At 66.7% G+C, this 20,027-nt stretch carries 18 protein-coding genes; 4 read left to right on the top strand and 14 right to left on the bottom strand.

The genetic code is table 11. The features are described 5' to 3' along the window. The first annotated feature begins 10 nt into the window (after nt 1–10). Nucleotides 11–421, top strand: a complete 411-nt coding sequence (locus tag GYH26_RS10325; RefSeq protein ID WP_161541581.1) for a hypothetical protein — start codon at nt 11–13, stop codon at nt 419–421. An 8-nt stretch (nt 422–429) separates the two neighbouring features. On the opposite strand, the gene GYH26_RS10320 is transcribed toward GYH26_RS10325, so the two are convergent. The 14 genes from GYH26_RS10320 to GYH26_RS10255 all read right to left on the bottom strand — a co-directional run bounded on the left by GYH26_RS10320 (nt 430) and on the right by GYH26_RS10255 (nt 15,263). Next, on the bottom strand, nt 430–1,869 hold the full coding sequence (locus GYH26_RS10320) for a lipopolysaccharide biosynthesis protein (protein ID WP_161541580.1): 1,440 nt from the start codon (nt 1,867–1,869) through the stop codon (nt 430–432). A 3-nt stretch (nt 1,870–1,872) separates the two neighbouring features. Further along, complete coding sequence (locus tag GYH26_RS10315) at nt 1,873–2,802, bottom strand: GNAT family N-acetyltransferase (protein WP_161541579.1); 930 nt, start codon at nt 2,800–2,802, stop codon at nt 1,873–1,875. 28 nt (nt 2,803–2,830) lie between these two features. Beyond that, nucleotides 2,831–4,270 (bottom strand): ATP-dependent protease ATPase subunit HslU, encoded by a 1,440-nt coding sequence (gene hslU, locus GYH26_RS10310; RefSeq protein WP_144295449.1) that lies wholly within the window; start codon nt 4,268–4,270, stop codon nt 2,831–2,833. A gap of 18 nt (nt 4,271–4,288) precedes the next feature. Continuing rightward, entirely contained in the window at nt 4,289–5,251 is a 963-nt protein-coding gene (locus GYH26_RS10305) for an NYN domain-containing protein (RefSeq protein WP_242006384.1), read from the bottom strand. A gap of 40 nt (nt 5,252–5,291) precedes the next feature. Then, nucleotides 5,292–5,843, bottom strand: coding sequence for an ATP-dependent protease subunit HslV (gene hslV / locus GYH26_RS10300; RefSeq protein WP_161541577.1), 552 nt, complete (start codon nt 5,841–5,843; stop codon nt 5,292–5,294). A 69-nt stretch (nt 5,844–5,912) separates the two neighbouring features. Then, nucleotides 5,913–7,406: a D-alanyl-D-alanine carboxypeptidase/D-alanyl-D-alanine endopeptidase gene (dacB, locus tag GYH26_RS10295; RefSeq protein WP_161541576.1), complete on the bottom strand. Its 1,494-nt coding sequence runs from the start codon at nt 7,404–7,406 to the stop codon at nt 5,913–5,915. A gap of 3 nt (nt 7,407–7,409) precedes the next feature. Next, nucleotides 7,410–8,234 (bottom strand): rod shape-determining protein MreC, encoded by an 825-nt coding sequence (gene mreC, locus GYH26_RS10290; RefSeq protein WP_161541575.1) that lies wholly within the window; start codon nt 8,232–8,234, stop codon nt 7,410–7,412. Nucleotides 8,235–8,237: 3 nt separating this feature from the next. Then, nucleotides 8,238–9,248 (bottom strand): rod shape-determining protein, encoded by a 1,011-nt coding sequence (locus tag GYH26_RS10285; protein WP_161541574.1) that lies wholly within the window; start codon nt 9,246–9,248, stop codon nt 8,238–8,240. A 163-nt stretch (nt 9,249–9,411) separates the two neighbouring features. Continuing rightward, on the bottom strand, nt 9,412–11,010 hold the full coding sequence (purH, locus tag GYH26_RS10280) for a bifunctional phosphoribosylaminoimidazolecarboxamide formyltransferase/IMP cyclohydrolase (RefSeq protein WP_161541573.1): 1,599 nt from the start codon (nt 11,008–11,010) through the stop codon (nt 9,412–9,414). Nucleotides 11,011–11,012: 2 nt separating this feature from the next. Beyond that, the gene (purN, locus tag GYH26_RS10275; protein ID WP_161541572.1) at nt 11,013–11,681 is read right to left on the bottom strand and encodes a phosphoribosylglycinamide formyltransferase; all 669 of its coding nucleotides are present in this window, start codon (nt 11,679–11,681) and stop codon (nt 11,013–11,015) included. Between the two features lie 95 nt (nt 11,682–11,776). Beyond that, the gene (locus tag GYH26_RS10270; RefSeq protein ID WP_161541571.1) at nt 11,777–12,718 is read right to left on the bottom strand and encodes a S66 peptidase family protein; all 942 of its coding nucleotides are present in this window, start codon (nt 12,716–12,718) and stop codon (nt 11,777–11,779) included. Further along, on the bottom strand, nt 12,709–13,800 hold the full coding sequence (gene corA, locus GYH26_RS10265) for a magnesium/cobalt transporter CorA (protein ID WP_161541570.1): 1,092 nt from the start codon (nt 13,798–13,800) through the stop codon (nt 12,709–12,711). The genes GYH26_RS10270 and corA overlap by 10 nt, the downstream gene beginning before the upstream one ends. Beyond that, nucleotides 13,797–14,096, bottom strand: a complete 300-nt coding sequence (locus GYH26_RS10260) for a LapA family protein (protein ID WP_161541569.1) — start codon at nt 14,094–14,096, stop codon at nt 13,797–13,799. The genes corA and GYH26_RS10260 overlap by 4 nt, the downstream gene beginning before the upstream one ends. 81 nt (nt 14,097–14,177) lie before the next feature. Then, nucleotides 14,178–15,263: a glycosyltransferase gene (locus tag GYH26_RS10255; protein ID WP_242006383.1), complete on the bottom strand. Its 1,086-nt coding sequence runs from the start codon at nt 15,261–15,263 to the stop codon at nt 14,178–14,180. 83 nt (nt 15,264–15,346) lie between these two features. Between GYH26_RS10255 and GYH26_RS10250 the strand changes: the two genes are divergently transcribed. From GYH26_RS10250 to GYH26_RS10240, 3 genes are all read left to right on the top strand, one after another. After that, on the top strand, nt 15,347–16,021 hold the full coding sequence (locus GYH26_RS10250; protein WP_161541567.1) for a WbqC family protein: 675 nt from the start codon (nt 15,347–15,349) through the stop codon (nt 16,019–16,021). Beyond that, entirely contained in the window at nt 16,018–17,181 is a 1,164-nt protein-coding gene (locus tag GYH26_RS10245) for an aminotransferase class V-fold PLP-dependent enzyme (RefSeq protein WP_161541566.1), read from the top strand. Before GYH26_RS10250 ends, GYH26_RS10245 begins: the two co-directional genes overlap by 4 nt. A gap of 125 nt (nt 17,182–17,306) precedes the next feature. Beyond that, the gene (locus tag GYH26_RS10240; RefSeq protein WP_161541565.1) at nt 17,307–20,018 is read left to right on the top strand and encodes a hypothetical protein; all 2,712 of its coding nucleotides are present in this window, start codon (nt 17,307–17,309) and stop codon (nt 20,016–20,018) included. Nucleotides 20,019–20,027 lie beyond the last annotated feature (9 nt).

The following is a 20,027-nucleotide window of genomic DNA, read 5'->3' as shown; positions in this document are numbered from 1 at the left end:
GTTCTGCAGGATGAAGTCGTCTGTTTCGAGACCGTTCGTTCCTGTCGACTGGGAGTTTCCGGAAGAAGCGGCCGTGCTGTGCCTGTCGTTTGCAGCACCCACCGGACAGGTATCCGAGCACGCCAGCTGGATGGCAAAGCTGGCGCCGGAGGTGTCGGCCTCCCGGCGCAGGGCGGCGCTGGAGGCCGCGCAGCGACTCTTCGAGAAAGGCTACGGGGCGGCGCTTACCACATGGGTGCTGGAGGATCGGGCGCCGCGCTGGTCGTGGCGGCGTCGCCAGCACGTGCTGCAGGTGCTGACCGACTGGGCCGTCGCCTGTGGCGCACCTCCGGAGCAGCTCCGCGTGTTGTTTCACCTGGAGCAGCTCGGTCAGCGTCGCCGGCGCGAGGCCGGTCGCTATGGCGATCGGCCGCCGCGTTGAGGAGCGGTTCAGGCAGCCCGCCGCTCAAGCCAGACGCCGAGGCCCAGATAGAGCGGCACGCTGAGCAGGGCCAGACCAAGATGAAAGGGAGGGGACAGGTGCGAAGCGCTCAGGTGGAGCAGCCCCAGCAGCGGAAGGCTGTAGAGGCCGTAGCGTAGCAGCGGAATCAGCGCCTCGCGGGTCGAGACGCCGGCCAGCCGAAGCAGGACCCCGAGCTGGACGGTGCGCCCCAGCACGCCGGTCAGTCCGAGCAGGAGCAGGGCCGTCTCCGGTCGCCCCTGTAGTCCGCCGACGACGAGCGCGCCCGTCTGCAGCAGAAAGAGCAAGACGCTGATGGCGAAGTCGGCCCGCTGGCGCTCCAGCACGTCGAACAGCCGGCTCAGCGGTGAGGCCACTCCCGCCAGCAGCAGCCAGGGGGCGATCCAGACGGCGTATTGGCCGGCCGTGTGCCACGGCTGGCCGAAGACGAAGGCGAACAGGTCGGGGCCCAGCAGCATCAAGAGCAGCACCGGATAGAGGCCCACCTGCAGCAGACGCCGGTAGACGCGCAGGGTCAGCGCGGCCAGCCCGTTGCCGTGGCGGGCTTCGGCGGCACGGACGAAGAAAACCTGACCGGTCGCGCCGCCCACCAGTCCCAGCGGAACGCTCAGTACCATGAAGGCGCGGCCGAAAAAGCCCAGCACCCGGGTGTCGAAGAAGGCCAGCAGCAGCAGAAAAGGCAGACGCATGCTCAGTGCGTTGAGCAGGGCAGCCGGAAGGGTAAACAGCGGAAAACGCCGGTAGCGGCGGGCCAGTGCGGTCAGCGAAGGAGGAGGATCCGACGCTTCCGATGGCATGCGGCGCAGACGCCAGCCATAGAGCAGCAGTGCGCTCAGGTGGCCGCCCAGAAAGCCGCCGATGAGTCCAGCTGCACCCGCCTGCAGAGGAGGCAGGCCGGCCGCCAGCCGCAGCGTCGTCGTGGCGGCGGCACGCAGGGCGGTGCCGGCCGAAAGCGTCCGGAACGCCTCACGGCGCATCAGCCACAGCTCGGCCAGGCGTCCCCCGCCCATGAGCAGCAGGGCAGGGCCGAGCCAGGGGAGCCAGTCGGCCAGCGCCGCCTCGCCCGCGCGTGCAAGCAACAGACGTCCGGGCAGGCTCAGCACCAGGCAGAGCAGGCCGAGGCCGAGCAGGATGTAAACGGAAAGCCGGAGCAGGCCGCGCGCTTCGGCTTCGTCGTGGGGTAGCAGCAGCGCGTCCTCGTACCGGAGTGTTCCCAGCACAAACAGCAGGCTCGCCAGCGCCACGAAGGCGTCCAGCACGCCGAACGCTTCCGGCGTGTAGAGGCGGGTCAGCAGCGGCTGGGCCAGATAGGACAGGGCCAGGGCGATCGACGAGCCGGACAGCAGCGTGAGTACCGGCCCCCGGAGCGGGCGCTCGGATGGCGATGTGGATGTGGGCGCGGGCTCCATGGCTCAGCGAAGGCCGGGCATGTGGCGCAATAGCGTCTGCAGCGGCGAGCGGTCGCAGGTCAGTCGAAAGTAAAGCCGCAGCGTCGGGTTAAAGCGACGCTTGAACTCGGCAATAGAGGGGGTGTTGGCTCCGACAAAATCGAACCAGTGAAAGCCTTCTTCCCGGAGCCGGCTCCAGAGGTATCCCAGCAGCACGGTCATGGCAGGGCCGGGCATGCTTCCGGCCAGCCAGTACCAGGCGCGCGGCGGTGCCACCATGAGCGCCACGGCCGCTTCCGTCTCCCCTGACGCATGCTGCACGCCGAAAATGCGGACCGGTCCGGCCCTCGCAAGTGCTTCGAGCAGGGCGGCCAGGCGCTCGGCCGACGCCGGGGGCGGGCGGCGGTGGCGCCGGTAGCCGGCCGCCACCAGACGGGCCACTACGGGGGCCAGCCGGGCGTCTTCGATCAGCCGATAGCTTGCCGCCGCTTTGCGGAAAAGGCGGCGGGGATTTTCGGACCAGTGCGCGGGTGAGGTCTGCTCCAGGTCGATTTCGTAGGTGTAAAGCGGATGGGCCCGCCAGCCACGCCACAGGGCCGGCCGCACGTCCGTCCACCCCGGAGGCAGGTGCAAATCGACGCGCGCATAGCGGCGAGATAGTGCCTCCAGCAGCCGCTCCGGGAGCGCCGGCACGGACGCATCCGGAACGACCAACGGCGACTCGGGCAGCAGGGGCGGATGCGAGGCCCACCGCCAGGGTCCCATGCGGCGTACCAGCAGCGCTATGGCGGCCGGACCGCCTCTGGCGTCCACCTCCACGATTTCGACGCGGCGGCCGAAGAGCCGCGCCAGCCCGAGCAGCACCTCCGGATGCGCAAACGGCGACGTCCGGGCAGCCTGCAGGGCTTCCCAGCGTCGCCGTCCTTCCGGATCTTCCAGCCGATAGCAGATCACGGGCGCGTCGAACGCCGGCCGTCTGTGTTCAGAGGATGTACTGGCTCAGATCCCGGTTCTGTACGATACCGCTGAGTCGCTGCTCCACCAGGTCGGCATCCACCACGATCTTGCGATCCTCGGGCACGTTGTCGGGCACCTCGAAGAGGATGTCTTCCAGCAGCGTGGTCAGCACCGTGTGGAGGCGGCGGGCGCCGATGTTTTCGACCTCTTCGTTCACGCGCGCGGCGATCTCGGCAATCTTGCGCACGGCCGCGTCGGTGAACTCGATCTCGACGCCCTCAGCCTTCAGCAGGGCCTGGTACTGCTTGAGCAGCGCGTTTTTGGGTTGCGTCAGGATCTTGTAAAAGTCCTCCTCGGTCAGGCTCTTCAGTTCGACGCGGATCGGGAAGCGGCCCTGTAGTTCCGGGATCAGGTCGCTGGGTTTGGCCACGTGGAAGGCCCCGCTGGCGATGAACAGGATGTGGTCGGTGCGGACCATGCCGTATTTGGTCATCACGCTGCAGCCTTCCACCAGCGGCAGCAGGTCGCGCTGCACGCCCTCGCGCGACACGTCCGGGCCGCCCCGGGCGCCGTCGCGGGCGGCCACCTTGTCGATCTCGTCGATGAAGACGATGCCCGACTGCTCCACGCGCTCCAGCGCCTCGCGCGTGACCTTGTCCATGTCGATGAGCTTCTGCGCTTCCTCCTGCGTGAGGATCTCGCGCGCTTCGGCCACGGTGACGCGGCGCTTCTTGCGGCGGCGGCCCGTCAGGTTACCGAACAGCTCCTGCAGGTTGACGCCCATTTCCTCGATGCCCAGCGGCCCGAAGACCTGCACCATGGGCATCGTGTCGGCGGCCACCTCAATTTCGATCTCCCGGTCGTCCAGCTCGCCCGCCTTGAGCTTTTCACGGAAACGCTGACGGGTGCGCTCCCGGGCTTCGGCCTCGGCGTCGTCGGCGGCCGTGGTGGCCGTGCTCTGCAGGAAGAAGCCCGGACCCTGCACCATTTCCGGGCGGGGAGTCGGGCGGGCCGGCGGCACCAGGATGTCGAGGATGCGCTCCTCGGCCAGCTCACGGGCCCGGTCGCGCACGCGCTGCTCGTGCTCCTCGCGCACCATGTTGACCGCGATGTCCACCAGATCGCGGATCATGCTGTCCACATCGCGGCCCACATAACCGACCTCGGTGAACTTGGTGGCTTCGACCTTGATGAACGGCGCACCGGCCAGCTTCGCCAGGCGACGGGCAATCTCGGTCTTGCCCACGCCGGTAGGGCCGATCATCAGGATGTTGTTCGGCATGATCTCTTCCCGCATCTCCGGCGGGGCGTTCAGCCGGCGCCAGCGGTTGCGCAGCGCAATGGCCACGCACTTTTTGGCTTCCTCCTGACCGACGATGTATTTATCCAGCTCCGCGACGATCTCGCGCGGGGTCAGCTCGCGCTTCATTCCGGCCTCCTGAGAAGTAAGGGGTTCCTGCTCCATGGCAGACAGGTTGACGAATTAGAACGCCGACGGTTCTTCCCCGGAAGTGTCTTCAACGTGATCTTCGTCGGATAGATCTCCGCCGACCTTGGGTTCCGGCTCAGGCTGTGAGGCCATTGCTTCCCGGAGGCGACGCACGTCGGGGTGGTCTTCGTGCAGGATGAGCACGGTGTAATCGTAGGGGAAGCCGCGCCGACGTTCCAGCCGGACGGCGCCCGCTGCTTCGAGGCGGTTGATCAGCTCTTTGGGCTCGACCCGGGTTTCGTCGAAGGTTTCCGACATCTTCCGGAGCAAAGGCGTAAGGTAGACCTCCTCGTACTGGCCGAAGTGTTCGAGGATCAGTTCGAGCGCCTTCAGGGCATCCGGATCGTCGGCCAGCGAAGCGAAGGCCGGCGGCGGGGCAGGCGGCGTATTTTCTACGGGACCCGACAGGTGTGCCAGCAGCTGACGCAATCCGGCGTGCTCCAGAATCGGACGGGGATCCAGCAGCAGGCGGTCGCCCAGGCGCTCATAGACCAGGTCGGAAGGCGAGGTCAGCTGCAGGAGGGCGATCTGGCGACCGTGGCCGCGCAGGTGCTCCAGCAGCGGCAGGTACGAACGGTTGCCGCTGACCACCACGAACGCCTGCACTTCGGGATGGCTTTGCAGCGTCTGCAGTGCGTCGATGGTGAGCTGGAGCGATCGGGATGGCGCCTCGTAGCTCGAAGGCACCATGCGCGGCACAATGCCCTGTTCGGCCAGTACGCGCTGGATGGCCAGCCCGTCGTCGTATTGCTCGAAGTCGGCATAGGCACGTCCCAGCACCACGCGGAAGCGACGACGCGCCAGCAGATAGCGACGGAGGCTGTAGAGCAGATCGGCCAGCTGTCCGTTGAGGTCGCTGGTATCTTTCAGGTAGCGGGCAGCCTGCTGATACAGGTTTTCGTAATCCACAAAGAGGGCCGTGGTTCGGATCGGTTTTCTGGAATGTGAACGATCCATTATTCCTCGCATTATTTTTTATTAATCAGTTTCCTGAGTTTTATTTCGAATCAATCTCCAGAATCGTGAACTCGTGGTTGGTGTAGATGCAGATGTCGGCCGCAATGGAGAGGGCCTCTTCGACGATGGCACGGGCCGACAGGTCGGGGCGGTGTTTGCGGAGGGCGCGGGCAGCGGCCAGTGCGAAGGGTCCGCCGGAGCCGATGGCCACGATGTCGTCGTCGGGTTCGATCAGGTCGCCATTGCCGCTGATGAGCAGCAGGCGGTCGGGTGAGGCGACGGCCAGCAGGGCGTCCAGGCGGCGCAGGTAGCGGTCGGTGCGCCAGTCTTTGGCCAGTTCGACGGCCGCGCGGAGCACGTTGCCGCCGTGTTGCTGCAATTTGCCCTCGAAGCGCTCGAAAAGCGTCAGGGCGTCGGCGGTGGCGCCGGCAAAGCCGGCCAGGATCTTGCCGTTGTAGAGCGCCCGGACCTTCTGGGCGCGGCGCTTCATGACCGTGTTGCCCAGCGTGGCCTGTCCGTCGGCGCCCAGGGCCACGCGGCCGTTATGGCGTACGCCCAGTACCGTGGTGCCGTGAATCTGCTGGTGGGGCATCGGTTATCTGGCTGCAGGTTGTGTACAAAATGCCGTCCATGAACGGCCAGAGCGGAGGGGTTGATCCCGTCAGTTGCGGTAGCGGGCCAGGTGCTCGACGAAGGCGTCGATGGTGCGGCGGACCTGACGGGTGGGGACGGTGTAGTGATTACAGAAGATGGCAAAGGCGAGCAGGCGGCCGTCGGCGGTGCGCACATATCCCGCCAGGGCGCTCGTGTTCGAGATCGTGCCGGTCTTGGCGCGGACGTTGCCGCGGGCGCGTCCGGCACGAAAGCGATCCTGCAGTGTGGTCTCTTCCTCGCCGCCGGCAGGCAGCGACGTGTAGAACGCCCGCCAGACCGCGCGATCGGGATGGGTGGCCATGTAGGCCAGCAGGCGTACGGTAGCCTCGGGCGTAACCAGGTTCTGTGCCGAAAGACCGGAACCGTCCACCAACTGGATGCGGCTGGTGTCGATGCCGGCGCGGAGCCAGGTGCGGGCGGCGGCTGCCAGCCCCATCTCGGCCGATCCGGGCACAAGCGTGCTGTCGGGCACCGGCCGCTCGGCCCCCAGCGTGCGCAACAGCATTTCGGCGTACAGGTTCTGGCTCCGCCGGTTGATGATCCGGACGATCTCTGAAAGTGGCGGCGAGGTATAGGTGGCTACCGTCCACAGGTTCGGAGCGGTGTATTCGGGTTTGATCGAGAGGTCATCGACATCCACCGGCTCTCCTTCGACGGCGATGCCTTCGGCCAGCAGCACCTCGCGCAGTACGTGCACAAAGAAACGCGTCGGGTTGTGCACTGTGAGCGACTCGGTGTCGCGGCGACCTTCGGGCACGCGACTGAAGAGTACGATCGTGTTGGTACCGGGCAGGCGGCGATAGCCTTCTTTCAGCTGCTGTCCGGCGGGAATCGTGTAGGTCTGGTTGATCAGGGAGACGTAGGTAGTGGGAGGCTCCCACGTCAGAAGGCCCGGTTCGCCCGGGCGGCGCGCTTCGATCGTGACGTCCACGCAGTTGTCGTTGAACGACAGTGCGCTGATCTCGGCGGCATACCAGTAGGTCAGGTCGTCCCAGCTCCAGCCCGTGCCCAGTGGCGTGTCGTCGAAGTAGTCGTCGTCGCCGATGAGGTCGCCGGCGATCCGGTGGATGCCCCGGCGGCGCAGCGAGTCGGCCCAGGCGCGAAACGTGGCCGTGCGGTCGCCGTCGGTGAAGCGGCCGCCGATGGCGGGGTCGCCCGCGCCACGGACGATCAGGTTGCCCTGGAGCACGCCGTCTATGACGGATCCGTCGGCCAGCAGACGGGTCACGTAGCGGAAGTCGGGACCAAGCTGTTCCAGCGCCGCCGCTGTGATGAACAGCTTGGTGACGGAGGCCGGGGTGAAGTTCTGGCGGGCGTGGCGGGCGTAGAGCACGGTGCTGTCGCGCAGGTCCAGGACGAGCGCGCCCCAGAAGGCCGACTCGTAGTCGGGGGTTTCAAGCAACCGGTCCAGCGTCGCCTGGAGCGGCCGGGGCGACTGGGCATGGACCGGCGCCGGCACGCTCCACAGCAACAGCAGGATCGGCCAGATGCGCAGGCGCATGGCTCAGGGTGTGTCGGTGCTGTTCAACAGCTGGCGTTCCGGGTCGGGCGGCCGCAGGATGACGAACACGTAGGAAGCCTGATCCAGGGGCGAGGCCGGCTCCAGGTAGATGCGCAGCGTGTTGAGGCCGGGCTGGCGGGTGACTTCGGCAACGCGGCCCACCGGAAAGCCCGGTGGAAAGATGCCGCTGTAGGTGGTGGTGACCACCGGCATGCCGGGCTGTACGGGTTCGGTGCGGCTGACGAATTCCATGAGCAGGCGGTCGGGCTGTTCGCCGTCCCAGCGCACGATGCCGGCAGCGCCGATGGGCTGGATGCGAGCCGCCACGCGGAAATCGGTGTTCAGGTAGGGAAGGACGCGGGCATAGTGGGGCGTGGCCAGCAGGACCGTGCCGATGATACCCCGGTCGTCTACGACGGCCATGCCGGGCAGCACGCCATCGTTGCGGCCGGCGTCGATCGTCAGGTAGTTGCGCTGGCGCGTGATGTCGCGTGCCACGATGCGGGCGGCACGGAACGGCAGCGGCGAGAGGCTGTCGCGCAGCGCCAGCAGGCGGGTCAGGCGTTCGTTGGCACTCAGGGCTTCACGGGCGCGGGCCAGCTCGCCCGCCAGGTGGATGTTTTCGGCCCGCAGTCGTTCGTTTTCCTCGAGCGCCCGGAAGTAGTGGCCCGCCCAGGCCAGGCGCGCCTCGGCCCGGGCCGACAGCTCCAGCGTCAGCGCGCGCAGACCCCTGAGCACCGGCTCGTTGTGCAGCAAAAGCAGGGTCAGCGACAGACCCAGCACCACTACCAGCAGCAAGGCGTCAACGAGCCAGTTTGTGCGCGTCATGGCTTAGAGCAGCACCCGCTCGTAGCGATCGAGGTCTTCCAGCACCTTGCCGGTTCCGCGGGCCACGGCCGTCAGTGGATCCTCGGCCACGTAGACCGGCAGCTCTACGCGGTTGCGGATCAGCACATCCAGCCCTTTGAGCAGGGCACCACCGCCCGTGAGCATGATGCCGCGTTCCAGGATGTCGGCGCCCAGCTCCGGCGGCGTGCGCTCCAGGCAGCGCAGCACGGCCGCCGCGATCTGGCTGACCGGCTCGCGCAGCGCCTCGCGCACGTCCTCCGACGAGATGGTGCGCACCTTCGGAATGCCGCTGACCAGATCGCGTCCCTTGACCGACAGTTCCAGCTCCGGGTCCAGCTCGACGGCGCTTCCAATCTCGCACTTGATGCGCTCGGCCGTGCGCTGACCGATGAGCAGGTTGTGATTACGCTTGAAATACTGGATGATCGCGTTGTCCAGTTCGTCGCCGCCGATGCGGATCGACTCGTTCACGACGATCCCGGCCAGTGCGATCACGGCGATCTCGGTAGTGCCGCCGCCGATGTCCACTACCATGTTGCCCACCGGCTCCTCCACGTTCAGGCCGATGCCGATGGCGGCGGCCATGGGTTCGCTGATCAGATAGACGCGCTTGGCGCCGGCGTGCTCGGCCGAGTCGCGCACGGCACGCTTTTCCACCTCGGTGATGCCGCTGGGGATGCAGACCACCATGCGGCGGATCGAGGTGTACCAGCTACGCTGCACCTTCTGGATAAAACCCCGGATCATCTGCTCGGCCACCTCGAAGTCGGCGATGACGCCGTCTTTGAGCGGCCGGATCGTTTCGATCTCGGGGTGCGTGCGTTCGTGCATCTGCAGGGCTTCGCGGCCGATGGCAATGACCTTGCGCGTGCTCCGGTGCACGGCCACGATGCTGGGTTCGTTCAGCACGATGCCGCGGCCCTTGATGTACACCAGGGTGTTGGCCGTCCCCAGGTCAATGGCAACGTCGGTGGCGAAGTTGAACAGCCCCATGGATCTACTGAAGGTTTGGGTCCGGGCCCGCCGGCGCATGGTGCAGGCAGGCCAGGAACGTTAGGACTCCACGCTGGCCTTTCGGCCGGATGCGCCCTTAAAATAGTAAACCGGCGGGCAAATAGATCCGCCCGCCGGCAGAAAAGTGCGAAAATCGTTCCTTTCAGTGGCGGAAGTGCCGGGTACCGGTGAAGACCATGGCGACGTCGTGCGCGTCGGCCGCCTGGATCACCTCTTCGTCCCGGATGGAGCCGCCCGGCTGGATTACGGCGCGCGCACCGCTTTCGACGGCGGCCAGCAGGCCGTCGGCAAAGGGGAAGAAGGCGTCGGAGGCCACCACGCTTCCGGTAAAATCGTGCCCTTCGCGTTTTCCTTTCAGCACGGCGATCTCGGAGGCGTCCACCCGGCTCATCTGGCCGGCCCCGATGCCCAGCGTGGCCCGGTCGCGCGCGTACACGATGGCATTGCTCTTGACGTGTTTGACCACGCGCCAGGCGAAGTCCAGGTCGCGCCACTCGGCTTCGGTGGGAGCGCGGCGGGTCACCACGCGCCAGGACGAACGCAGCGCCTCCAGCGGCGGCAGGGGACCGTCGGCCTCCTGCACCAGCAGGCCACCCACGGCCGAGCGCACGTCCAGCTCTTCCTGCACCGGACGGAGCTGCTGGATGATGCGTCGGTTGGCCTTCTTTTTCAGAAAGTCCAGCACGCCCTCCTCGAAGTCCGGCGCGATGATCACTTCGGTGAAAATCTGGTCGATGGCCTCGGCCGTCTCGCGGTCGAGCGGACGGTTGACCACCACGATCCCGCCGAAGGGCGAGCGCCGGTCGGTGGCGAAGGCGCGCGCGTAGGCTTCGGCGAGCGTGTCGGCCGTGGCCACGCCACACGGGTTCGTGTGCTTCAGGATGGCGCAGGTGGGATCGGCCTCCCGGAACTCGTCGATTAGCCGCAGGGCCGCGCTCAGATCCAGCAGGTTGTTGAAGGAGAGCGCCTTGCCGTGGAGCTGGCGGAAGAACCGATCCGGGTTGCCGTAGAGAGCCGCCCGCTGGTGGGGATTTTCGCCGTAGCGCAGAATCTGAACGCGCGGCAGGTCGATCTGCAGCCGGGGCGGCAGCGGCTCCGGTGCTTCGGGCTGCAGGCGGCGCTCCAGATAGGCGGCAATGGCCCGGTCGTAGGCGGCCGTCCGGGCAAAAGCCTTCTGGGCCAGGCGGCGGCGCGTGGCCAGCGTCAGCGCACCCGCGTGCTGCTCCAGCTCGCCGGCGACGGCGTCGTAATCGGACGGATCGACCACCACGGCCGTGAAGAAAAAGTTCTTGGCGGCGGCGCGAATGAGCGTGGGGCCGCCAATGTCGATGTTTTCGACGGCCAGCGCTTCGTCGTCGGGTGCCTGCTCGACGGCCTGCTCGAAGGGATACAGGTTGACCACCACCAGATCGATGGGCGCGATGCCGTGCCGTTCGAGCTGGGCCAGGTCTTCGGGCACGTTGCGGCGGGCCAGCAGGCCGCCGTGAACAGCCGGATGCAGCGTCTTGACGCGGCCGTCGAGGATTTCCGGAAAGCCGGTCAGCTCCGAGACGTCGCGCACGGCCAGACCGGCCCCGCGCAGCGTGCGGGCCGTGCCGCCCGTGGAGATCAGCTCGATGCCCCGCTCCGCCAGGCGACGGGCGAAGTCTACCAGACCGGTTTTGTCGAACACCGACAGCAGCGCCCGTCGGACGGGCTGCAGGTCCGGAGGGGGCTCGTGGGTGCGCGGTTGATGCAGCATGGCTACGGGTTGTGGGTTTCGGGGGCTTCGGGCAGGATGCGGACGCGGCGACCGTCGACCACCACACGCCCTTCGGCGAACAGCCGCAGCGCCTCGGGATAGAGCCGGTGCTCCACTTCCAGTACACGCGCGGCCAGCGTCTCGGGCGTGTCGTCGGGCAGGACCGGCACGGGCTCCTGCAGCACGATCGGCCCGTGGTCATACTCCTCGTCCACCAGATGAACGGTGGCGCCGGTCCAGCGCACGCCGTAATGCAGCACGGCCTCGTGCACGCGGCGGCCGTACATGCCCGGTCCACCGAAGGCGGGCAGCAGGGAAGGATGGATGTTCAGAATCCGGTTGCGGTAGGCGGCCACCACGTTGTCGGGAATTTTCTTCAGGTAGCCGGCCAGGGCCACCAGCTCGACGTCATGGGCGCGGAGCACCTCGAGCAATGCCTCGCCGAAGGCCTCCGGCGAGGGGTAGTCCTTCGGAGCGAGCACGGCGGTGGGGATGCCGTGCCGCCGGGCCCGCTCCAGAGCACCGGCCGTGGGGCGATCGCTCACGCACAGCACCACGCGGGCCGGCAGGCGACCGGCTTCGATGGCGTCGAGGATGGCCTGAAAGTTCGTGCCGCCCCCCGAGGCGAAGACGGCCAGACGCAGGGGCGGTCGCGTTGCGGGTTGCGACATCGGATCGTGTGGCGACGGTTGCCGCCCCAAGTATAGCGTTCAGAGGGCGAGCTTACTGAAAAATTTTTACGGAAAAGCCCCTGCAGCAGACCGGCCTATCGCACGACGGGTTCCAGCAGCGATAGCCGTATGCCTGAAGCGTCGGCCACCAGTCGGGCCCGCACGCCCACGGGGAGCGTGTTTTTGGCGGCGACGTGCCCGTAGGGAAAATCGGTCACGACCGGGTAGGGCGCCGCGCCGAAGTAGTCGGCAAGCACTTCGTCGAGCGAAAGCGACGGGCTCGAGGCGGCCGGCGCGCAGTCCGTGAAATGCCCCAGCACGAGCCCCGCCAGTCGGTCGAGCACGCCGGCCAGGCGCAGTTGCGCCAGCATGCCGTCGATGCGATAGGGAGCCTCGCCGATGTCTTCCAGAAACAGGATGGCACCGGTCAGATCGGGCAGGTAGGGAGTGCCCACGAGCCGCACCAGCACCGAGAGCGTGCCGCCCACCAGCGGCCCTTCGGCCACGCCGGGTCGCAACACGCGGGGCGAGGCCGATCCGACAGGCGGCAGCGGATCGGGCGTGGCGCCTCCGGCCAGCTCCCAGAAGCGCTGTTCCGTCTCGTCGTCCAGCAGCGGCCAGTCGATGGCCACCATGGGACCCGAGAGGCCCGGCAGGCGGGCATGGCGCAGCAGGGCCAGATGCAGGGCCGTGACGTCGCTGTAGCCGACGAGCAGCTTCGGCGCGTGGGCCGCCGCTTCGTAGTCCAGCAGCGATAGCAGGCGCAGGCAGCCGTAGCCCCCGCGGGCGCAGAAAATGGCCCGGATGTCGGTGCGTTGCAGGTAGTGGTTGAGTTCGTCGGCCCGCAACCGGTCGTCGCCGGCCAGATAGCCCCGGTGGGCCGAGAGCGTGCGGCCGCGCTCCACGATCAGTCCCGCCGCTTCCAGGCGCCGGATGCCGGCTTCCAGTTTTTCGGGATCGGGCGGGCTGGCCGGGGCCACGACGGCCACGCGATCGCCGGGCCGAAGCGGAGCCGGATGTCGCAGCGTCAGATCCATCCCCGTCGCCGGAAGGCGTAAAGCATGCCCAGCGCCAGCACCAGCATCAGCAGCATGACGGCCGGGTAGCCGTAGCGCCAGTGCAGCTCGGGCATGTAGTCGAAGTTCATCCCGTAGATTCCGACGATGAAAGTGAGCGGGATGAAGATCGTGCCCACGAGCGTGAGCACCTTCATGATCTCGTTCATGCGATGGTTCAGCTGCGACAGGTACACGTCGGTCAATCCGGCCAGCAGCTCGCGCAGCGACTCGACGATTTCGATCACCTGCACGATGTGGTCGTAGGTGTCGCGCAGGAAGGGACGGGTTTCCGGTGCGATGAGCGGGTTTTCGAGGCGTTGCAGCTCGGCGAACACTTCCCGGAGCGGCCACACGGCGCGGCGCATGCCGATCAGTTCGCGTCGCAACGAGGCCAGTTCGTGCTGCACCTGCTGATCGGCGCGTTCCAGCACCTTGGCTTCGAGTTGCTCGGCGCGTTCGCTGATTGCTTCCAGCACCACGAAGTAATGATCGACGATCACGTCGAGCAGGGCATAGGCCAGGTAGCTGGCGTCGCGCTGGCGGATGCGGCCGATCTGCTGGCGCAGGCGCTCGCGCACCGGCTCGAACACGTCGCCGGGCCGCTCCTGAAACGTCAGCACGAAGCCCTGGCCCAGAATCAGGCTGACCTGCTCGGCCTCCACCGTGTAATCTTGCTCGTCGAAGGTGAGCATGTGGCAGACGATGTACAGATAGGCCTCGCCTTCTTCGAGCTTGGGACGCTGACCCGTGCTGACGATGTCTTCGAGCGTGAGCGGATGAATCGAAAGCAGCTTGCCGAGCTGCTGAATGAGCCGGATGTCGTGCAGACCGGTGACGTCGATCCAGGTGACCGTCGGCCGGTCCTTGTAGTTGAGGATCGTTTCGATCTCTTCGAGCGCGATTTCTCGCTCTTCGAGGTGCTCTGCGTCGTAGTCGATCAGGTGGACGGTGACGGGCTCGGTCGGCGGTCGCTCCGGAGGGAGCAGCGTGCCCGGCGGCAGGCCGATCTTGCGGCGCCGCCGGGCAAGGATTTCGCGGAATCGGGAGATTCTGTGCGTCATCCGTACGGGTTTTCGGTCATCGATCCCAGCCCGGAAGAAGAGGAAGTTTCGCTACCGGCGCTGCTCAGTTGTTTGCGCAGCTGGCGAAGCTCGCGGGCGCGTTTGATACGGCCCGGAATAGTGGCCAGGATGCCCACCAGTACGCCCAGCGCGAAGCTGACCAGCACCACCAGCGCCGTGGACTGCTCGGTCTGGTAGGGACCGAAACGCAGCGTCACGTACCCCGGATTGGACAGGGCAAAAATGACGGCCAGGATGGCGATGATCAGCGACAGAATGAGAAACGAGGTTCGCATGGCCTGTAACGTCCGGATGTAATGTGTATCGATACCAAAGATAAGGTCCGGGGTGGGTTTTCGGAGAAGTGGTGTTCGTTTTTAACCGGATGGTTGCCCGACGGGCCGATCTTTCCAGCGGACGCGTCCGCGCCAGTGGCTCCAGGCCGAGTCGAGCTGCAGCGCCCAGGCCAGCAGGTGCGAAAGCGGCGCCAGCAGGCTCAGCCAGAGCGGATGGACGAGCAGCCGATCGACCACCAGCTTGAGGCCGAGTATGGAAACGAGCAGCGGTCCCCAGACGAGCGGCGCCAGCACGAACGCCAGGCCGTAGCCGAGCCAGAGGAGCAGGAAGGGAAGTGGACGGCCGCCCATGAGCAGGTAGGCGTTTTTGCGGAAGCCCCGCCAGGCCGCCTGCAGGTCCGGGTACATGTGCACGGCCAGTTCGCGGCGAAGGTCCAGCATTTCGGGCACCAGGCCGTGCTTTTTCAGGTAACGGCCGATCTGTACGTCTTCGAGCACTTCGTTTTTGTGACGACGATGCGGTTCCAGTCGGTGGTAGTGGGTGGCGTCGATGAGCCAGCACTGGCCGTTGAGGGCGCCCAGCAGGGGATGAGGCAGGCGACGCACCAGGGGCCAGGGCAGTCCGGCCAGGATCATGAGCGGCACGAGGCTGACGAGCAGCTGGCCGCCGCCCCGCAGCGACGGCAGCGCCGTGGCCACCGAGCCCGGCGGCAGCGCCCGGTAGCGGGCCACCAGATGGCGGAACGCGTCCGGCCGCAGCAGCTCGGTGTCGGCATCCAGAAACAGATAGAGCGTGCCGCGGGCGTGCCGGGTGGCCTGGTAGAGCGCATGGACCTTGCCCACCCAGCCGGGCGGCGGCCCTTCGCCCCGGAGCACGCGCAGACGCCGGTCGAAGCGGTAGCGCTCGAGCACGAAAGGGGTGGCGTCTTCCGAGCCGTCGTCGTAGACGATCACCTCGAAGTGCGGATAGTCCTGGCGCAGCAGCGTGGGCAGCAGGCGGCGCAGGTTGGCGGCTTCGTTGCGGGCCGGAATCAGCACCGAGAGCGACGGCCATACGTCGGCCCTCGGGTCCGGTCGGGGCTGTCGCCGCAGATAGTGCAGCGAGGCCAGCAGCGTCCCCCAGAGCAGCAGGTGCAGCGTGCAGAGCAGGAGCGTCAGAACGATCACGTGCGACAGGGCTTCGAGAAACAATGGCGCGTGGCCTTTAAATTACGGCCGGAGTGTTTTGTTTGACGCAGACCCAACCGCGCATGCTGGCCGTCGTTCCGCCGGAGTATTTCCCGCGTCTGGAGCGCGTGGCGCTGGCGCTCCGGGCCGGTCGGCTGGTGCTGGCCGACACGTTCCAGTACAGCCGGCAGTCCTACCACAACCGCGCGCGGCTCCGCAACCCGCAGGGCTGGCAGTGGATCTCCGTGCCGCTTCGGGCACATCAGCACGGCGTGCCGATCGACCGGGCCGCCATCGGACAGCTCCGCGGCTGGCAGCGCCGCCACTGGCGGGCTTTCTGCTACAACTACCGGACGACGCCGTACTTTGAGTTTTACGAGCCGCGGCTGGAGGAACTCTTCCAGCAGGAATGGCGGACGCTGGGCGAGCTGACCTGCGCGACGGTGCTGCTGACCTTACAGTTTTTCGAGATCGACGTGCCGGTCGTCCGCGCCTCGGAGCTGGTGGGGCGTCCGGCTTCGATGGCGGAGATCGCCCGCGTGCTGGCCGCCAATACGCTCCTGCTGCCCGAAGCGACGGCGCCGATCGACCGGGCGGCGGCTCCGCGCGTCTATGCGCTTCGGTTCGAGGAGCCCGTGTACCGCCAGCACTTCGAGGGGTTCGTGCCGGGCATGACGGCGCTGGATCTGCTGTTCAACCTGGGCCCCGTCGAGGCGCGGGCGCTGCTGGAAGCGCACAGCCAGGTGGTGCCGCTATGAGCAACCCGAAAGACATGGAAGCTGATCGCAAGTTGCAGGCGTTGCGTCGGCGTTTTCCACACACGCGCACGCAGATCTACCTGAACCATGCCGCCACGGGGCCGCTCAGCCGTCCGGTGGTGCAGGCCGTTCGGCGCTACCTGCAGCAGCGGTACCTGGGTCCGATCGACAATTACGAGGAGCTGGCGCCGATCATCGACGAGACGCGCCGGCTCGTGGCCACGGTGCTGGGCACGACGCCCGATCGCATCGCCTTTGCGCCGAACACCTCCTCGGCGCTGGGATTGCTGGCACAGGGACTCGACTGGCGACCGGGTGACCGGATTGCCATTCCGGCCTGCGAGTTTCCGGCCAACGTCTATCCGTTCATGAACCTGCAGCACCGGGGCGTGCAGATCGACTGGATTCCGCATCGGGAAGGGACGTTCACCGTCGAGGACGTAGCCCGGGCGCTTACGCCGCGTACCCGGCTGGTGACGCTGAGCTGGGTGCAGTTCCTGTCGGGATTTCGGGCCGATCTGGCACAGATCGTCGCCTGCTGTCACGAACGCGGCGTCTGGGTCAGCGTCGATGCCATTCAGGGGCTGGGGGCTCTGCCGATCGATGTGGAGGCGACCGGGATCGACTTGCTGGCGGCGGGCACGCACAAGTGGCTGATGGGATTGCAGGGGCTGGCCGTCTGCTACGTCCGGCCCGAACTGCAGGAGGTGCTTCGTCCGCCGGCCGGCTGGCTGCACGGTCCGGTGGACTGGAATCGATTCTGCGACTATCGCCTCGAATTTTATCCGGACGCCCGGCGTTACGAGACGGGCACGCCCAACCAGGCGGCCATCGTGGCGCTGCATGCTGCGTTGAAGCAGTATCTGGCGCTCGGGATGGACTGGTGCGCGCGTCGGGTGCTGGCATTGCGACGGCAACTGGCCGACAGGCTCCGGCGGCTGGGACTGGCGCGCTACGGCACCGACGATCCGGCGCATGCTTCCGGGATCGTGACCGTGCGACACCCGCAGGCCGAGGCACTGGCGGCCTTTCTCAGCGAACGGCAGATCATCGCTTCGGTGCGCAACGGCATGTTGCGTTTTTCGCCCACCTACTACAATACGGCCGAAGAAATAGACCGCACGCTGGAGACGGTGGCCGAAGGGCTGCGGCGGATATAAGTCGCGCTACGTAACAACACGCATTTCATGGCTCGGCTTAAGACGCATCGATCCCGTTCCGATACCCTTGAAGGGTAATCGTATCCCCTCTGTTTGCGAAGTTGAACCAGACGGTTTACGGATCGATGCGACGTGCGCTGGCCGGGTGCCTGGGCCTGCTGCTGTGTCTGAGTCTCAGCCGCTGCGAGATGCCCACCGGAGCCCCTGACTTTTCTTTCGAATCGTCCCTGCAGGCTCCGCTGCTTCTGGAAAAGACGTTCGTGTTACTGGGACCGCAGGAAGGGACCGACGCGCTGATCGACACGACCCGTCACGGGGTCGATACGCTTTTCCGGGTAGAGTCGGACAACGTGCTGGCACTGGTGGCCGAGGAGGAGCTGGAGGATTTCGTCCAGCTGGACGAATTGAGTCGCACGCTGGCCGAACGGGCCATGCCGGCGCCCGTGTCGGTGGTGGCCGGGGTGGACGACGTGCTGGAGCAGGACCTGAGCGCTGCGTACAGCTTCGACCTGCAGGTGCTGCGCATCGAACCGCTGGCGCTGGTCGATACGACGATGCCGGTACCCGTGTTGCCTCTGGAAGCGTCGCTTCCCTCACCGCCGGCCCGTCTGGATCTGGGCACGGAGTTTATCGATCTACAGGAGGGGACCGAGGTCGTGCTCGGCAACGCCACCGGCGGCGTCAACGAGTTACACGTGTCGCTCTACAACGGGCTGGACGTGCCGCTGACCGACAGTCGGGCCGCCAGCCCACCGCGCCTGCGCATTCGCTACGCCGATACCGGAGAGCTGCTGCAGGAAGTCGTGCTCGAACGGGTGCCGCAGCCTGGCGAGACGGCTGCGGGCATGGCCAGCCTGGCCGGGAAGCGGCTGGTTCCCGAACTGATCTACGAGCTGGATCTGGGGACGTATGGCGGGGCCGCACAGCCCTCGGGGACCATCCAGCTTCAGGTGTGGACGACCACGCTGGAGGCCGACCGCGCCCGTGCGGCCGTTCCCGGCCAGACAGTCCAGGTGGAGCGGCAACGAATCGCCGTCGCGGGAGAGAGCCAGCTGGTCGGTGCCGTGCTGGCTTCGAGTCAGCTGGCGTTGACGCTCCACAACCAGTTGCCCATCGCGTTGCAGATCGAGTCGCTCCAGATCCGGACGCGCGAACCGGTGGGCGGCTATCCGGCCGGATACACGGCGCTGCAACTGGGGCCGGTCACCGTGGGGCCCGGTGAGACCGTGACGGTGCCGGTGCAGCTCGGCGTGGTCTCCCGGGAAGTGGATGCGGTGGCGATGGTCTCGACACCGGGGAGTGCCATGCCCGTAGACGTTGCTGCGGCCGATCGGTTGGAGATGGAGCTGCAGGGGTTGGCCCGTCTCAATACACTGTACTTCTACCCGCAGGGCGAGACGTTCCGGACCGACGGGTCCATTTCGATTCAGAGCGATGAGGTCGTTTTCGGCCCCGGCGACTACGTGACGCTGGCTGACGGACAGCTCGTGCTGGAAGATCTGCTGAGTACGCTGGACGTGAACCTGGACACGCTCCGGCTGAGCTTTCCGGACATCCGCCGACCGCCCTACGGGCCGGGGGACACGCTGGTCATCCGTTTCGTGCGTGGAGCCGTCGACGATCCGGGCCGCTATCTGTTTTCCGGGATTTCCTCCGGCGCCGCCATAACCAGAACGTTGCCGCTGCGTGATCTACGCCTGTATCCCGCCCAGAATACGCTGCGCTACCACATCTACGGACGGCTGGAGACGGCCTCGCAGGCGCGCGCGCTGGAAGCGACGGATTCCGTGCGGGCCACGGTGCGCCTGGAGAATCTGGACCTGAAGGACGCTCGCGTGCAGGTGAGCAACCTGACGGCCGACCTGAACGAAGACGTGAACGGCGACGGGCTGCTGGACGTAGCGCTGGATGCGGAGGCCAGGATTTCCAGCGTGGACGGCCTCGACGAACTCAGCAAACGCGTCAGCGGCCTGCAGGTGCAGGGAACCGACCTGACGCTCAGCCTGACCACGAACATCGGCGGGGAGGCCACGCTCTACCTGGCCATCTTGGGACGGGCCGCCGACGGAACGACACGCTTTTTGCGCGGCAGAGGCGCTTATGCCGTGACGCCGGACGATCCGGTAATCGCCCCGCTGCGCTACAACGGGTCGCCGCTTGGTGCCGATCAGCTCATCCGGTTGCCATTCGTGGGCACCGATGATCCCGACCGGCCGGTTACGCGCACTTACGTGCTGGATGCGACGAATTCCAACATCGACGAATTCCTCAGCCTGCTGCCGCAGGAACTGCGCGTGGTAGGTCGGGTGGTGGCCGAGGGGGCCGTGCAACTGCGCCAACCACTGACGGTGACGGCCCGGGCCGGCCTGCGCATTCCGCTGCACATTGCCACGGACGTCATCGAAGTGCAGGACACGGTGGAAGTCGATCTGAGCTCGCTGGATCTGCCCACCGATCCCCAGGACGACGTGCAGGTCGAAGAAGCCCGGCTGACGCTGCGCTACGCGAACGGCATTCCGCTGGCCGTCGCCACCGAGATCGAACTGCTCGATGCTTTCGAGCAGCCCATCGGCGTGCGTATTCCGGCGGAAAATACGCTGCAGGTCGCCGCGGCACCCGTGGACGGACAGGGCTTCGCCACGACCTATCGGGAAGGGGAGGTCTCGGTCACGTTGACCCGTGATCAACTGGCGCTGCTGAAACAGGGACGTCGGGCGCGGCTGGTGTTGCAGGTGCAGACGCCCGCCGAGCAGGTGTCGGCCGTACGCATCCGGGCCTCCGATGCGCTGCGCCTGCAGCTTCAGGGGGCTTTCCGCTATCGCACGCGTGTTCACTGAATGAGAAAA

Source organism: Rhodothermus marinus (assembly GCF_009936275.1).
Lineage (GTDB): Bacteria > Bacteroidota > Rhodothermia > Rhodothermales > Rhodothermaceae > Rhodothermus > Rhodothermus marinus_A.
This window is presented reverse-complemented; position numbering and strand designations above follow the sequence as displayed.